Below are 15384 nucleotides of genomic sequence, written 5' to 3' on the forward strand. Positions count from 1 at the left end.
CCGGTGGGAAGTCGGCGCAGACCCTGCCGCAAGGCGGCGGCGAAAGGAAGATGCGAGCGGCGCCGATCGGCGAAAAGCTTGACGGCGGGGCGCAGCTTCGTGCCATTGGCCCCAGAACCGCCACGAGGCCGCGGCAAGGCTGCCGCGGGGATGGCTGTCGGGCGCGAGGCGCGATGATGTCTGTTGTAGAACGTGTGCTGCGGGGCGTCTTTGCCGCCGTGCTGGTCGTCGGCGCCTTCGCCATGCTGCCTGAGCCTGCACGGGCTCAGAATGCGCCTGCCAATGGCATGGAGCCGCTCACCATCGTCACGAGCTCTGGCCGCCATGCCTTCCAGGTCGAGGTGATGCGTACGCCCGATCAGCGTGCGCGGGGACTGATGCACCGCCAGTTCATGCCGGTCGATCGCGGCATGCTCTTCGACTTCAAGCAGGTCGAGCCAGTCGCGATGTGGATGCAGAACACCTATATCTCGCTCGACATGCTGTTCATTCGCGCCGACGGCACGGTCGCGCGCGTCGCCGAGCGGGCGGAGCCGCTCTCGACTCGGACGATTCCCTCGGGCGAGCCGGTACTCTCGGTGCTCGAGCTCAACGCGGGTATCGCCGAGAAGCTCGGCATCAAGCCCGGCGACAAGGTCGAGCACCCGCTGTTCAAGCGCTGATATCCGGCTCTAACTTATTGATAGAGAACGCGTGATCCGATCGGGTTGCTACGCAACCCGATCGGCGCGTGCTCCAGGCCGGGCTTCCGGCTCAGCCCAGCTCTTCGGAAATGGCGCGACAGGTGGCGAGCAACGCCGCCAGCGCCTCGCGATGCTGCGGGCGGGCTTCGCGCCGGTTGAGATAGGGCACGACGATACTGGCGATCGCTTGCCCCTTGCGATCGAGGATTGGCGCGCTGATGTCGGTCACGCCGACGACGTCGTGGCTGTCGGCGATCAGGAAGCCGTCCGCTGCAATCGCCGCCAGCCCGGGATCTGAATCGGCGCCGTCCCGGAGGGCGAGGATGACCTGGCCGGAGGTCGAGGCGGAAGCGGGCCGGCGATAGCCCAGCCGCAGCGTGAAATTGATGTCGCCCGGCCCGGCGACGGCGACGATCACCACAGTCTCGCTCTTGCTCAGCACGACCAGATGCGAGGATTGGCCGATTGTCTCGCTCAAGGCTTCCAGCGCCGGCGTTGCCACCTCGACCAGGTCGCGGGCGCGCGGCACCCGCATGCCGAGCTCGAACAGGCGGTTGCTGAGCGCGATCTCGTCGGTCGCCGGGTCGCGGTCGAGATAGCCGCGCTCGATCAGCACGAACAGCATGCGGAAGATCTCGTTCTTCGAGCGCCCGAGCCGTTCCGCGATGGCCCGCGCCGAAAGCGGTGTCTGCGCCAGCGCCAGCAACTCGATGATCTCCAGGCCTTTTTCCAGAGCGGGCGCCGGATAGGGGCGGGAGCGGGCATCGGCGGCGGTCTCGGCCGTCATCGGATCTCTCCGGTTTGATTTATTAGCGAAGCTTGACTGCATATACGAAACCAATAGCATTCCGCTAGGTCATTGCCGCTGCTGCCGGGGAGGGCAGGTGCGACAGGCCATCCGGTCGCAGAAGCGGCCGGCAACAACAGTCAACATCGGGGGAGCATCATGGCACGCGGTTTCAGATCGACGTTGTTTGCCGCCCTTGCCCTGTTCACCGGGCTGATCGCCAGCCTCGAGGCCCATGCGGACAAGCTCGACGACATCCTGTCCAAGGGCGTGGTGCGCATCACGGTCTTCGCCGATGTGCCGCCCTTCGGGATGATGAACGCCAAGCGCGAGCTCGAAGGCTTCGACGTCGACATGGCCAAGCTGGTCGCCAAGTCGCTCGGCGTGAAGCTGGAGCTCGTGCCGGTGCCGGCGGCGAGCCGCATTCCGTTCCTGCTCACCGACAAGTCCGACATGAACATCGCGGCGATGTCGATCACCGCCGAGCGCGCCCGCCAGGTGATGTTCAGCGCGCCCTATGCCGATACCGCGCTCGCGGTCTACGGCGCGAAGTCGCTGGCGGTGAAATCGGCCACCGATCTCGGCAAGAGCCGCATCGCCGTGGCCAAGGGCACGACCGAGGACCTCGTGCTCTCGGCGCTGGCGCCCTCGGCCGACATCATGCGCACCGAGGACAATGCCACGGCGGTGCAGGCCTATCTGGCCGGCCATGCGCAGTTGCTCGCGGCCAACAGTGTCGTCGTGGTCGAACTCGCCAAGCAGAACCCGAGCAAGGAATTCGACTTCAAGTTCGCGCTGCGGCGCGCCCCGGCGCACATCACCATCCGGCGCGGCGAGCAAGACCTGCTGCGCTGGCTCGATACGCTGATCTTCCAGAGCACGTTGAACGGCGATCTCGACGAGCTCCACAGGAAGTGGCTCGGCGGACCGATGCAGCCGCTGCCGGCGCTCTGAGAACGGCGCGGAAGATGTCGAGGCACGACTTCGCGGTCGAGGAATTCGCCGAACGGCGTGCCCAAGTGCGACGGGTAATGACGGAGCAGGGGCTGGACTGGCTCGTGCTCTTCCATCCCGTCTCGATCCGCTGGCTGACCGGCTCGGACGCCAAGAGCTATCAGGAGTTCCAGTGTCTGCTGATCCCGGCGGCCGACGGGCCGCTGGCGATGATTGCGCGCGAGGGCGAGCGGGCCGAGATACTCGATGATGCGCTGGTCGACCGGTTGGAGACCTTCGGCGGCAACGAGAACGAGGACCCGATCCTGCGATTCGCGCGCCTTGCCGATGAACTCGGCCTGTTGGCGGGTCGCGTCGGCGTCGAGGTGCCGGCCTATTATCTCCACCCGCACCACTACAGCGCGATCCGCGATCTCTTCGGCGTGGCCTTCGTCGAGACGACCAATCTCGTCCATGATCTCAGCCTGGTGAAATCGCCGGCCGAGCTCGGTTACATCAGGCGGGCGGCGGCGATCGCGGACGAGACGCTCCCGGTCTTCGCTGCGGCGCTGCGGCAGGGTCGCAGCGAACTCGAGATCGCTGGCGAGGTCTATGGCGCGCTGCTGGCGCGTGGCAGCGGCCTGGCTGCGAGCCCGATCAACCTCGTTTCCGGCGAGCGCTCCTGCTACAGCCATGGCGCGCCGACCGAACGCCCGCTGCGAACCGGCGACTATGGCAGCGTCGAATATGGCGCGACCGTCCGGCGCTACACCGCGACGCTCGGCCGGCAATTCTGCCTCGGCCAGCCGACCGCCAGGATGCGCGAGCTCTACGAGGTCGCCCGTCGCGCCTGCGACGCTTGCATCGCCGAGATTCGCGATGGAGCGCCTGCGACCGCGCCGCATGAGGCGGCCAAGCGCGTGATCGGCGAGGCCGGCCTCGAGCATGGCCGCGTCCACACCTCCGGCTACGGGCTCGCGCCCGGCTTCCCGCCGAGCTGGGGTGAACCGATGCATATGATCGGCGGCAGCCGCTATACGCTGCGCGCCGGCATGGTCGTCAGCGTCGAGCCGCCGGTCTTCCTGCATGAGGAAGGGCTGGGCGCACGCATCATCGACAACGTCCTCGTCACCCGGGGCGGCTGCGAATTGCTGACACGGAGCTCGCGCGATTTGATCGTCGTCTAGGCCTTGCGGCGCCACGAGCTGTTTCCATCCTGCCAGTTCGATGCTATGGCGTAGCGCGTCGCTTCGCTTCGTCGAGGTGTTGCGGCAGTTCGGCAAGTGATTCCATGCACTTGCAGGGATGTTCGGGGTATAGCGCAGCCCGGTAGCGCATCTGCTTTGGGAGCAGAGGGTCCCAGGTTCGAATCCTGGTGCCCCGACCAATTTCGACGGGGCTTTGCCGGAAGGCGAGGGGAAGCATGACGGCACGCATCTATTCGCCGGCGCGCAACGCGATGCAGTCCGGCACGGCCAAGAGCGGCCGCTGGCTGCTGGAATACGAGCCCGAGCGGCCGCGCGAGATCGAGCCGCTGATGGGCTGGACCTCGTCGGGCGACATGAAGAGTCAGCTCCGGCTCTGGTTCGACACGGCCGAGGAGGCTGTGGCCTATGCGACGCGCAACGGCATTGCCTACCGCTTGGAGCAGCCGCATCAGGCCAAGCGCCGCGCCATGACCTATTCGGACAATTTCAAGTTCAACCGCGTCGGCCAGTGGACGCATTGAAGTTCAAGTGAGCGGCGGACACCAAATCTGCCGCTCCCTTCAGGGCCCGTAGCTCAGCTGGATAGAGCAGCAGCCTTCTAAGCTGCTGGTCACAGGTTCGAATCCTGTCGGGCTCGCCACTGTTTTCATTAAGTTGTTTGCTCCGATTGGGGCAAAACTACCACGCGCACCGTCGGGGTCCGATACGGTGATCAGGAGCGCCACCGCGCAGGTGCGCGCTTATCTTGTGGTTATCTCGACATAATTTTTGTGAACCCAACCTGAGCGGCACGAGCCTGAGTAAGTCGCTGGGCCTGCTGACTTCACATTCAGCTGCGCTCGGCACTCTTGAAGCGACTGGCCACGATTCGGGTAGATGATCGCGTGCCACGGGCCGATCGTGTCGCAGATGATCAGTAGATCGCCGTTGTAGACTCGGTCGGTCTCGAAGTAGCCGCTGCCGCCCGGTCCGGAGCGCACGGACAGGAACCCGCTCTTCGGGTCTTCCGGACGACGGGGCCCGAGCTTCACGACGATGCCCTGGGACCGGCATGTCTCCAAGCGTATATCTCCCCCGATCACTCCGGGCGTTCGGTTGGAGCCTGCCGGAGCCATGGCGTCGGTTTGCGTCTGACCGGCGGAGTAGCGCGCATTGGCGCCTGAGGTCGGCGCGCGGCCCGCGCCAGCTTGCCTGGCAGATTGGACCAGCGCTGCCCGTGCGGCAAAAGCTTCCGTCGCCAGCTTGCCTTCGGGGTAGAGCTTGAGAAAGCGGTCCAGCGCTTCGATCGTTCCCGCCGCCTTCGCTTCGGCGAGGGCCCGGGCCGGATTGCTGGTCACGGTCGGCTGTGGTGTTGCTGCGAGTACTTGCGGCTTCGCTTGCGTGCCCTCCGGCGCGGCCGCTGCGATCGGATCCTTGCCGAGATAGCCGAGCGCCAATTGTCGGTAGGCACAGATCCGGTTGCAGGCGTCGAGATAGGCTTGGTATTTGCCCTCGGCGCTGAACTGCCGCCAGCTCTCGTCATCTTTGGTCGCCTCGGCATCGCGCTGCCGCTGCAGCAGTCGATCAATCGCCTGCTGTCGATAGGCGCAGGGGGCCGTGCATTGCGCGACATAGCGTTCGAGGGCCTCGCGCGAGCCGTCCGCCGTCGCGCTGCGCCAGCGCGCTTCGTCCTGTGCGCTCTCGAAGCTGCGGCGGATCGTGGCCGACGGCTCGACGATCGGCAGCGACAGGCTGGCGGTGTCGAATTCGGGCTTCTGCTCGCGCCCGCTGTCGCGCCGCGCGACCATCTCGACCTCGCGGACGACATAGGATTGCAGCTCGGTCCAGCCGATCCGCCTGTCGCTGCCAGCCTGCGCCAGCCCGGCCGCGCCCATCAGGAAGCGGCTGGTGAACAGACCGAGGTTCTGGTTAGTGTCCCAATTGGCCGGGGTCGTGCCAGAGGTTGCGACAAGCTTGACGATGCCGCCGCCGCTGCGCGGCTTGGCCGGCGTGAAGCCCGGCGCGGATACCGCCAGCAGGCTTTCCCCCTTGCGGCCGGTCTCGCCGGTGAAGCAGGCGTCGATCATCACGATCAACTGCCGCTGGGCCCCAATTTTCTGGCGGACCAGTTCGAGGTTTCGATACAGCGTCTGAAGCGCGTAGCCGCTCTCGCTGGCGTTGGGGTTACCGTCCTGTGGCAGCAGGAAGGGCTGCCGCGTCGCAATATCCGGCACGCCATGGCCGGAATAATAGACGAAGACGTTGGAGCGGCCCTCGACTGCGCTGCGCCAGAGCTTGCCGCCCTGCGGATTGGCCTCGCTGCCGAACATCTGGGTGAGTTCGCCGAGCGTCGCATCCTTCAAGAGGAAGACGTTCTGCTCGCGGAAGCGCAGCCCGCGGACGAGATAGTCGCGGATCGCCTCGGCATCGTTATGGGCAAAGTCGACCGTGCTGGTCTGCTTGTAGTCGCGGTTGCCGATTACCACCGCGATCGAATCCGAATTGTCGTCCAGGATGCGTGACGGCTCCGCCGTGGCGGGTGGCACGGCAAAGCCGAGCATCAACGCAAGAAGGGTGAAGATTCGAGCCGTGATCATGCTCGAATGATGGTGGCGCCTGCTCATCGCGTCCTGGATCACCTAAGCTCGGCTGCCACATAGGCTGGGGCAGAGTAGGCTGCTGTGAAGACGAATGCTGCAGATATTAAGTGGCAAATTCTGCTTTGGCGAGCGTGCCGCGGGTCGGCGATGACACAAATGAGGTCTGCGCCGGCTTCAGTTCAGAGGGGGTGTCGATGCCTCGCCGCTTCAGTCCTCCGCCTCGTCGCGGCGCAGCTCGAAGGCGAGCATGGCGTCTGCCAGGGCTTCCAGCTCGCGCTCCTTGTCCTTGCTGTCGGGCGCGGCGTTGAGCTCGGTCACGCGCTGCTGGGCGCGCTCATAGTCTTCATCGGTGTGAACGGCGATTGGCATCTTCATCGTGCTCCTGCCTTCCTGCTGCGTGTACGATCTCGCGGGCGTCCGGCGCGCCGTGCGCACAAGCAACCCCCGGCGCAATCTGGGGTTCCTTCGCGCGTTTCGCCATGTTCAGGACAAACTTGGCCTCGAATGCGAGCCTGCCAGGTTCGGACGTGCCGACCCGCGTCACCACGGATTGCGCCTGCGCGCTTGCCGCGAGCGATGCGAGGCCGTAAACGCGCCGCGGCCAACCCGATTGCCTGTTCGCCGGTCCGCTACCCGCAAGGGGCGGGCCATGCATGGTTCGGCCACAAGGAGTGTCGATGATCTCGCTCGGCTCCGGTCTCGACCGGCTCGCTAGCTTCGCGTCCGCGAGCCATCGGCGCGCCTGCCTGCTGCTCGTCCTGTTGTCGCTGGCGGCGTTCCTGCCGGGCTTCGCCAGCCTGCAGCCTTTCGACCGCGACGAGCCCCGCTTCGCCCAGGCCAGCAAGCAGATGCTGGAGACGCGCGACTTCGTCGATATCCGCTTCCAGGACGAGGCGAGGCACAAGAAGCCGGTCGGCATCTACTGGCTGCAGGCGGCAAGCGTCGCCGCCGGCGAGGCGCTCGGCGTGCCGCAGGCCCGGACCACGATGTGGCTCTATCGGCTGCCCTCGCTCATCGGCGCGGTCGCGACCGTGCTGCTGACCTACTGGGCGCTGCTCGCCTTCGTCGGCGCCCGTCTCGCTCTTCTCGGTGGAGCCCTCATGGCTGCGGCCGTGCTGCTCGGCGTCGAGGCGCGCTTCGCCAAGACCGACGCGCTGCTCGCAGCCTGTGCGGTCGCGACCATGGGCGCGCTCGCCCGCGCCTGGCTCGACTGGACTCGCTCGCTCGCCTTCGTGCCGAGCCGCCACAACTGGCTGGTGTTCTGGTCGGCGACGGCGCTCGGCCTGCTGCTCAAGGGGCCGATCGTACCGATGGTCTGGGGCCTGGCGGTGATCGTGCTCAGCCTCCGCGAGCGTTCGCTGCGCTGGTTCGCGCCGCTGCGTCCGGGGCTCGGCCTGCTGCTTTGCCTCGTCGTGGTGCTCCCCTGGTTCGTCGCCATCGCGATCAAGACCGGCGGCGATTTCTTCGCCGAGAGCGTCGGCAAGGACATGCTCGCCAAGGTCGGCGAGGGGCAGGAGAAGCATTGGGGGCCGCCCGGCCTCTATCTGCTGCTGTTCTTCGGCACTTATTGGCCCGCGGCTGCGCTGGCGGCGATGGCGATCCCCTTCGCCTGGGTGAAGCGCCGTGAGCCGCAGATCCTGTTCCTCCTCGCCTGGATCGTGCCGTCCTGGATCGTCTTCGAGGCGGTACCGACCAAGTTGCCGCATTACGTGCTGCCGCTCTATCCGGCGATCACGGCGCTGCTCCTGCTCGCTCTGGTCAATGGCGGCATCAATCGCTTCCGCCGTGGTTCCGACCTGACGGCTTTCCTCGTCGTTGCCGTGCCGGCGGCGCTGGTCGGCGTGCTGCTCTACGGCACCTGGACGCTCGACAGGACCTTGCCCTGGCTCGCTTTGCCGGTGCTGGCGCTGGCGCTGATCGTCGCCTTCCGCAGCTTCCTGGCGTTCCGCGCGGGCGCCTTCGAGGGCGCACTCTGGCGTGGCGTGGTCGCGAGTCTGCTGCTTGGAGCCGGCGTCTACGGCCTGGCAGCGCCAAGCCTGCGCGGCCTCAAGCTCTCGCCGCGGCTGGCCGAGGCAGTGCAGGCCGTCACCTGCGCGAATCCCGAGGTCATGACCGTCGGCTATCGCGAGCCGAGCCTCGTCTTCCTGGTCGGCACCAATCTGCGCATGGGGGCGGACGGCAGCACCGCCGCTACCTTCCTGCGCGAGCCAGGCTGCCGGGTCGCACTGGTCGAGAGCCGTTTCCTCGACGGTTTCCGGCAGGGGCTTGCCGCCTCGAGCGCCGCGCCGCGGCTGCTGACCACGGTCGCCGGCTTCAACCTCAATGGCGGCAAGCGCCTCGAGATGAGCGTCTATGTCCGTGAGTGATCGGCGCTTGCCCCGTCGCGACGCTTGACGCAGTTTGCGCGCCGCAATGCAGAAAGACTTCAATCCGTGACCGAACCCGTGCCTTCAGACGGCCAGCCCCGGCTCAGCATCGTCGTGCCTGTCCGCAACGAGCAGGGCAATATCGCCCCGCTCGTCCGCGATATCGAGACGGCCTGCGCCGGCATCGGCGCCTTCGAGCTGGTCTATGTCGATGACGGCTCGAGCGACGGCACCGCCGCGGCGCTCGCCGATCTCGCACTGACACGGCCCTGGTTGCGGGTCGTCCGTCATGTCCAGTCCTGCGGCCAGTCGGCAGCGGTGCGCAGCGGGGTGAGGGCGGCAAGGGCGCCGATCGTCGCGACGCTCGACGGTGACGGCCAGAACGACCCGGCCTTCATCCCGGCGATGCTGGCGCAGATCGAGGCGGCCGGTCCCTCGGCCGGCCTGGTCCAGGGCCAGCGCGTCGGCCGCAAGGACACCGGCTTCAAGCGCATGCAATCGCGCATCGCCAACAAGGTCCGCGGCGCCATCCTCAAGGATGGCACGCGCGACACCGGCTGCGGCCTGAAATGTTTCCGGCGCGAGATGTATCTGGCGCTGCCCTATTTCGACGCGCTGCACCGCTTCATGCCGGCGCTCGTCGTGCGCGAAGGCTTCGCCGTCCTGCACCACGAGGTGCGCGACCGCCAGCGCCTCACCGGTGTCTCGAACTATGGTTTCTTCGACCGGCTCTGGGTGGGCATCCTCGATCTTGTCGGGGTCTGGTGGCTGATCAGGCGCCGCAAGCGCGTGCCGCAGATCGTGACGGAGGCGCGCTGATGCTCATCGACCTGCAGAACATGATCGGGAACTATTTCCACGACGTCTTCGTCAACAATGTCGATTGGTGGGTGCTGCTCGGCGTGGTCGCGCAGGGCCTGTTCACCATGCGCTTCGTGGTGCAGTGGCTCGCCAGCGAGAAGGCGCAGCGCTCGGTCGTGCCGATGACTTTCTGGTGGTTCTCGATCGGCGGCGGCATGCTGCTCCTGATCTACGCGCTCTACCGCCGCGACCCGGTCTTCATCCTCGGGCAGGGCTTCGGCGTGTTCGTCTACCTGCGCAACCTGCAATTCGTGCTGCGGGCGAAGGCACGCGGCGAGGACACGAATTCCGGGCCAGGCTGAGGCGAGACGTTAGTATTCACCGGCAAGGAAGCCGTGGCGCACCATCATTGTGCGGTGCCAGCCGCTGCCAATGAGGCTTTCGAGGGCGGTATTGAGGCGCTCCCGCAGCGCGGCGTGCTGCTTGCCGAAGGCGAAGGCTCCGGCAGCTGGCGTGCTTTCGCTGTCTGGTACTTTGACAATCGCCAATTCTGCATCGGGCTCGCGGGCGAGATAGCCGCGATGGGCCATGCTGACACTGGCATAGGCGTCGGCCTGGCCAGTCCTGACCGCTGCTACGGCCTCTTCCTGTGTCGCGACGCGGATCATCCGCTCCGGCGCAATGCCGGCAGCGAGCCCGGCTTGCTCCTGAACCTGCCCACCGACGACGACGAGGCGGGCGCCGGCCACCGCGATGGCGCGATAGCCGGTCAGCCGCTCATGATCGGCTGACCGGACCAGCAACCCGTCGGCAAGCGCCCAGACAGGGCGGCCGAAATCGACGAGCCGCCGGCGCTCGGCTGTTATGAAAAGCGGTGTCGTGAGCGTCCAGCGTCCGCTGGCGAGCCCAGGCAGCAGCTCGGCGAAGGTCGTCAGCTGCTGCTCGAACTCCGTGATGTCGAGGGCCCGAAAAGCCGCCGCCACCAGCTCGACGTCGCAGCCTTGCGCAGTGCCGCCAGCTGCCGGCCAGCAGAAGGGCGGCTCGTCGAGATAGGCGAAGACGATCGGCCGTTCCGACATCGAGGCGGTGCTCAGCTCGCCGCCCTCAGCCGCGTGAAGCCGGCGTCGAGATCCTCCTTCAGGTCCTCCAGATCCTCCAGCCCGATATGGAGACGGATCGTCGGGCCCTTGAACCCGGGCTTGGTCGCGGTGCGATAGCGCTTGCAGTCGAAGGGCAGGACAAGGCTCTCATAGCCGCCCCAGGATGCGCCCATGCCGAACAAGGCGAGCCCGTCGAGCAGGGCGGCCACCGCCTTCATCGAGACGGGTTCGAGCTCGATGGAGAACAGCGAGCAGGCGCCGGTGAAATCGCGCTTCCAGAGGGCGTGGCCGGGATCGCTGGGCAGCGCGGGATGGATCACACGGGCGACCTCAGGGCGCGCGGCCAGCCAGCGCGCCATTTCCAGCCCGGCAGGTTGCTGTTCCTTTAGCCTGACGGCCAGGGTCCGGATGCCACGCAGCGTCAGATAGGCGTCCTCGGCGGCGATGATCACGCCGAGCGCGTCCCAGGTTAGCTTGAGCTGGGCATAGTGCTCCGGCGTGCGGGCCGACACCGTGCCGATCAGCACGTCGGAATGCCCGGCATAGTATTTCGTCCCGGCCTGGACCGAGACGTCGACGCCGAACTTGTGCGCATCGAAGAAGAGCGGTGTCGCCCAGGTGTTGTCCATCATCACCATGATGTCGCGGGCATGCGCCGCGGCCACGATCGCGGGGATGTCCTGGACCTCCAGGGTCTGTGAACCCGGCGACTCCGTCCAGACCGCCCTTGTGTTCGGCTTGAACAGCTCCGCGATGCCTTCGCCGATGAGCGGATCGTAATAGGTGACCTCGACACCGTAGCGCGGCAGCATCCGGTCGCAGAAATTGCGCATCGGATGGTAGACGCTGTCGGTTACGAGGAAGTGGTCGCCCGCCCTCAGGAAGGCGAGGGTGGGCAAGGTGCAGGCGAGCAGACCGGACGAGCAGGCGAGGACGCCGGCGCCACCCTCCATCGTGTCGGCGGCGGCAAGCAGCGCGTCGATGGTCGGGCTGCCCGACGTGCCGTAGCTGTAGCGCGCCTTGCGGACGAGGAAATCCTCGGTGTTCGGGTAGACCACCGTCGAGCCGCGGACGATCGGCGGGTTGACGAAGCCATAGCTGTCGGACGGGTCGCGGCCGGCGAGGGCAAGGCGGGTCTTCTCGCGCAGCCGCGCGAATTCGGGCTTGGACAGCTTTTTCATGGGGCGGGAGACGAGCCTGGGCGGGATCGGGATGGGGCAGGTTGTGGCCGCACTTGACCACCCCCCGAAAGTCGCATGTGATGTTGGCCGTGAAAAGAGGCAGATATACCAGCTGCCCTTGCTTGACGCTCATGCATGGCTCTGGCAATCGGCCAGCGCCGAACTTCGCATAAGTTTTGGGCATCGAACGGGGCAGCAAGTCGCGACGATGCGAGGGGACCGGCACGTTCCGGCTGGCAAACGCCGGCAGGGCCATCAACGGGAGAAATCGATATGAAGAAATTCATGGCAGCCGCGGTCGCCGGGTTCGGCTTCGCGCTGGCGGCGGCGAGCGCACAGGCGCAGGCGCCGCAGACCCTTAGTCAAGTGAAGAGCCGTGGCATCCTGAACTGCGGTTCCAATACCGGCCTCGCCGGTTTCGGCGTGCCGGATGCGCAGGGCAACTGGACCGGCCTCGACGTCGAGTTCTGCCGCGCCATCTCCGCTACGATCTTCAACGACCCGGCCAAGGTGAAGTTCATCCCGCTCTCGGCCAAGGACCGCTTCACGGCCCTGCAGTCGGGCGAGGTCGATGTGCTCGTGCGCAACTCGACCTGGACGATGTCGCGTGACACCGCGCTCGGCCTGCAGTTCACCGGCGTCAACTATTATGACGGTCAGGGCTTCCTGGTCCGCAAGAAGCTCGGCGTGACCTCGGCCATGCAGCTCAATGGCGCCTCGGTCTGCACCCAGCAGGGCACCACGACCGAACTCAACCTCGCCGACTTCTTCCGCGCCAACAACCTGAAATACGAAGTCGTCGCCTTCGCCACCTCGGACGAGACGGTCAAGGCCTATGACTCCGGCCGCTGCGATGCCTTCACCACCGACGCTTCGGGCCTCTATGCCGAGCGCCTGAAGCTGACGGCTCCGGACGATCACATGGTCCTGCCCGAGATCATCTCGAAGGAGCCGCTCGGACCGGCGACCCGCAACACCGACGCCCAGTGGTTCGGCCTCATCAAGTGGGTCCACTATGCCATGCTCAACGCTGAGGAACTCGGCGTGACCAAGGCCAATGTCGACGAGATGCTGAAATCCAGCAATCCGGAGATCAAGCGCCTGCTCGGCACCGAGGGCAAGTTCGGCGAGAGCATCGGCCTGACGACGGACTGGGCCTACCGGATCATCAAGCATGTCGGCAATTATGGCGAGAGCTTCGAGCGCACGGTCGGCCAGGGTTCGCTGCTGAAGATCGCCCGCGGCCAGAACGCGCTGTGGACGAAGGGCGGCCTGCAATACGCGCCGCCGGTTCGCTAAAAGCCCAAGCGGGGCGGGCGCTTTCAGCGTCCGCCCCGATTCTTTTCCAGGGCACTGGACAAGGTGGCTTGCGGGGCCGTGCCGGTCACGGCCCGCCCGCCCACCGACCGAGAACGGGACGAACCCGTTCCGCCAGACAGGGGACATGCATGATCAGGATCATCAGCGCGGCACTGTTCGCCGTCGCGGCGTTGTTCGGCTCCGCGAGCGCGCAAGCGCAGCAGACCCTCGCTCAGATCAAGAGCAGGGGCGTCCTGAACTGTGGCTCCAACACCGGCCTGATCGGCTTCGGCGCGCCTGATCCGCAGGGCAACTGGAGCGGCCTCGACGTCGAGTATTGCCGCGCCATCGCCGCGGCGATCTTCAATGATCCGAGCAAGGTGAAGTTCATCCCGCTCTCGGCCAATGACCGCTTCAAGGCGCTCCTGGCCAGCGAGGTCGACGTGCTCGTGCGCAATTCGACCTGGACGATCAGCAACGACACCCCGCCCGGCCTGCTCTTCACCAACGTCAACTATTACGATGGGCAGGGCCTGATGGTGCGCCGCAAGCTCGGCGTCATGTCGGTGATGCAGCTGGCCGGCGCCTCGATCTGCGTGCAGCGTGGCACGACGACCGAGCTCAATCTCGTCGACTTCTTCAAGACCAATAATCTGCGCCACACGATCGTGTCCTTCGACACCGGTCCGGAGACGTTGAAGGCCTACGATGCCGGTCGCTGCGACGCCTTCACCACGGACGCCTCGTCGCTCTATTCCGAGCGCCTGAAGCTGACGGCGCCGGACGACCACATGGTCCTCGTCGAGATCATCTCGAAGGAGCCGCTCGGCCCGCTGACCCGCGACAACGATTCGCAATGGTTCAAGCTGGTGCGCTGGGTCCATTTCGCCATGTTGAACGCCGAGGAGCTCGGCGTGACCAAGGCCAATGTCGACCAGATGCGGGGCTCGACCAACCCGGAGATCCGGCGCCTGCTCGGCATCGACGGCAAGTTCGGCGAAGGCCTCGGCCTGACGGCCGACTGGGCCTACCGGATCGTCAAGCATATCGGCAATTACGGCGAGAGCTTCGAACGCACGGTCGGCAGCCGCTCGGTGCTGAGGATGTCGCGCGGCCAGAACGCGCTCTGGACCAAGGGGGGCTTGCAGTACGCGCCGCCGATCCGGTGAGGTTCTGGCGGCGTAGGCGCCGACGGATCGGCGCGGTGGTTTTGTCAGGGAGAGTGGGAAAGGAGGAGGCGGCCGGTGGGGACTGGCCTGGAGCTTGCTAGCTAACCGAGAGCGGGAAAACCCGTTCCGCCAAACAGGGGACAACAACAATGAAACAGATCATTGGCGCGGCGCTCATCGCCGTCTCCGCCGCCATATGCGCGAGCGGAGCGCTAGCCCAGTCGCCTACTCTGGCGCAGGTCAAGAATCGCGGCATCCTGCATTGCGGCTCCGGTACGGGTCTCGCCGGTTTCGGCATCCCTGATCAGCAGGGTAACTGGAGCGGCATGGACGTCGACGTCTGCCGCGCCGTCGCCGCGGCCGTCTTCAACGATCCGACCAAGGTCAAGTTCATCCCGCTCTCGGCCAAGGACCGCTTCACCTCGCTGCAGTCGGGCGAGGTCGATCTGCTGTCGCGCACGACGACCTGGACGCTCTCGCGCGACACCGCGCTCGGCTTGAACTTCGCCGGCGTCAATTACTACGACGGCCAGGGCTTCATGGTGCGCAAGAAGCTCGGCGTCGATTCCGTGCTGAAGCTCGCCGGCGCCTCGATCTGCACCCAGCAGGGCACCACGACCGAACTCAACCTCGCGGACTATTTCCGCAGCAACAAGATCAAGTACGAGGTCGTCGCCTTCGCCTCCAACCAGGAGACGGTCAAGGCCTATGAGGCCGGCCGCTGCGACGCCTTTACCACTGACGCCTCGGGCCTTTACGCCGAGCGCCTGACCCTCTCGACTCCGGACGACCACATGGTGTTGCCGGAAATCATCTCGAAGGAACCGCTCGGTCCGGTCGTGCGCCATGGCGACGATGTCTGGCTCGATATCGTCAAGTGGTCGCTCTTCGCTATGGTCAATGCCGAGGAACTGGGCATCACCAAGGCCAATGCCGACGAAATGCTCAAATCCGACAATCCGGAGATCAAGCGTTTCGTCGGGACCGAAGGCAAGTTCGGCGAGCCGATGGGCCTGACCAATGATTGGGCCTATCGGATCATCAAGCACGTCGGGAACTACGGCGAGAGCTTCGAGCGCAATGTCGGCTCTGGCTCGCTCCTCAAGATTGCGCGCGGCCAGAACGCGCTCTGGAGCAAGGGCGGGCTGCAATACGCGCCGCCGATCCGCTGAGAACCACCAATGCGCGGCATCCACTGCGCATTGATCCTTGAAGCTGTCTTGTTCCGGCGAACCGGATAAGAATACCGGCCGGCAGTGACCCTCTCGGGTCGCTGCC

The 15384-nt window shown here is 66.0% G+C and carries 15 protein-coding genes and 2 tRNA genes; 12 read left to right on the top strand and 5 right to left on the bottom strand.

Annotated elements, in window-relative coordinates; translation table 11 throughout:
• The first annotated feature begins 176 nt into the window (after positions 1-176).
• Positions 177-662 (top strand): DUF192 domain-containing protein, encoded by a 486-nt coding sequence (locus tag GV161_RS24155; RefSeq protein WP_152014466.1) that lies wholly within the window; start codon positions 177-179, stop codon positions 660-662.
• A gap of 91 nt (positions 663-753) precedes the next feature.
• Here GV161_RS24155 and GV161_RS24160 read toward each other — a convergent pair whose 3' ends face one another.
• Positions 754-1470, bottom strand: coding sequence for an IclR family transcriptional regulator (locus tag GV161_RS24160; RefSeq protein WP_159650391.1), 717 nt, complete (start codon positions 1468-1470; stop codon positions 754-756).
• A 159-nt stretch (positions 1471-1629) separates the two neighbouring features.
• Here GV161_RS24160 and GV161_RS24165 point away from each other — a divergent pair, with 159 nt between their 5' ends.
• From GV161_RS24165 to GV161_RS24185, 5 genes are all read left to right on the top strand, one after another.
• Positions 1630-2424 carry a transporter substrate-binding domain-containing protein gene (locus tag GV161_RS24165; protein WP_152014468.1) on the top strand — a complete coding sequence of 265 codons (795 nt, stop codon included), beginning with the start codon at positions 1630-1632 and terminating at the stop codon, positions 2422-2424.
• 14 nt (positions 2425-2438) lie between these two features.
• On the top strand, positions 2439-3590 hold the full coding sequence (locus GV161_RS24170) for a Xaa-Pro peptidase family protein (protein ID WP_152014469.1): 1152 nt from the start codon (positions 2439-2441) through the stop codon (positions 3588-3590).
• A 123-nt stretch (positions 3591-3713) separates the two neighbouring features.
• Positions 3714-3790 (top strand) — tRNA-Pro (locus GV161_RS24175).
• Between the two features lie 36 nt (positions 3791-3826).
• Positions 3827-4132, top strand: a complete 306-nt coding sequence (locus tag GV161_RS24180; protein WP_152014470.1) for an ETC complex I subunit — start codon at positions 3827-3829, stop codon at positions 4130-4132.
• 42 nt (positions 4133-4174) lie between these two features.
• Positions 4175-4251: transfer RNA gene (locus GV161_RS24185), tRNA-Arg, on the top strand.
• Positions 4252-4351: 100 nt separating this feature from the next.
• Here GV161_RS24185 and GV161_RS24190 read toward each other — a convergent pair.
• Both GV161_RS24190 and GV161_RS24195 read right to left on the bottom strand, forming a co-directional pair.
• Positions 4352-6214, bottom strand: a complete 1863-nt coding sequence (locus GV161_RS24190; RefSeq protein WP_152014471.1) for a caspase family protein — start codon at positions 6212-6214, stop codon at positions 4352-4354.
• A 183-nt stretch (positions 6215-6397) separates the two neighbouring features.
• A complete protein-coding gene (locus GV161_RS24195) occupies positions 6398-6559 on the bottom strand; it encodes a hypothetical protein (protein ID WP_159650392.1) in 162 nt (53 codons plus the stop codon).
• A gap of 308 nt (positions 6560-6867) precedes the next feature.
• Between GV161_RS24195 and GV161_RS24200 the strand changes: the two genes are divergently transcribed.
• From GV161_RS24200 to GV161_RS24210, 3 genes are all read left to right on the top strand, one after another.
• Complete coding sequence (locus GV161_RS24200; RefSeq protein WP_244624053.1) at positions 6868-8556, top strand: glycosyltransferase family 39 protein; 1689 nt, start codon at positions 6868-6870, stop codon at positions 8554-8556.
• Positions 8557-8622: 66 nt separating this feature from the next.
• Entirely contained in the window at positions 8623-9375 is a 753-nt protein-coding gene (locus GV161_RS24205; RefSeq protein WP_152014473.1) for a glycosyltransferase family 2 protein, read from the top strand.
• Positions 9375-9719, top strand: a complete 345-nt coding sequence (locus tag GV161_RS24210; protein ID WP_152014474.1) for a lipid-A-disaccharide synthase N-terminal domain-containing protein — start codon at positions 9375-9377, stop codon at positions 9717-9719. The genes GV161_RS24205 and GV161_RS24210 overlap by 1 nt, the downstream gene beginning before the upstream one ends.
• Before the next feature lie 9 nt (positions 9720-9728).
• Here the strand turns inward: GV161_RS24210 and GV161_RS24215 are convergent, their stop codons facing one another.
• Together GV161_RS24215 and metC are read right to left on the bottom strand one after the other, a co-directional pair.
• A complete protein-coding gene (locus tag GV161_RS24215; protein WP_152014475.1) occupies positions 9729-10436 on the bottom strand; it encodes a transporter substrate-binding domain-containing protein in 708 nt (235 codons plus the stop codon).
• Between the two features lie 11 nt (positions 10437-10447).
• Positions 10448-11638 (bottom strand): cystathionine beta-lyase, encoded by a 1191-nt coding sequence (gene metC / locus GV161_RS24220; protein WP_152014476.1) that lies wholly within the window; start codon positions 11636-11638, stop codon positions 10448-10450.
• A gap of 285 nt (positions 11639-11923) precedes the next feature.
• On the opposite strand from metC, the gene GV161_RS24225 reads away from it, so the two are divergent.
• The 3 genes from GV161_RS24225 (at position 11924) to GV161_RS24235 (ending at position 15278) form a co-directional block, all read left to right on the top strand.
• A complete protein-coding gene (locus tag GV161_RS24225) occupies positions 11924-12937 on the top strand; it encodes an amino acid ABC transporter substrate-binding protein (RefSeq protein WP_193219546.1) in 1014 nt (337 codons plus the stop codon).
• Positions 12938-13086: 149 nt separating this feature from the next.
• Entirely contained in the window at positions 13087-14106 is a 1020-nt protein-coding gene (locus GV161_RS24230) for an amino acid ABC transporter substrate-binding protein (protein ID WP_152014478.1), read from the top strand.
• 149 nt (positions 14107-14255) lie between these two features.
• Positions 14256-15278: an amino acid ABC transporter substrate-binding protein gene (locus GV161_RS24235; RefSeq protein ID WP_152014479.1), complete on the top strand. Its 1023-nt coding sequence runs from the start codon at positions 14256-14258 to the stop codon at positions 15276-15278.
• The last annotated feature ends 106 nt before the right edge of the window (positions 15279-15384 follow it).

The sequence above is a fragment of the Bosea sp. 29B genome, assembly GCF_902506165.1.
In the GTDB taxonomy this organism is placed as follows: Bacteria; Pseudomonadota; Alphaproteobacteria; order Rhizobiales; family Beijerinckiaceae; genus Allobosea.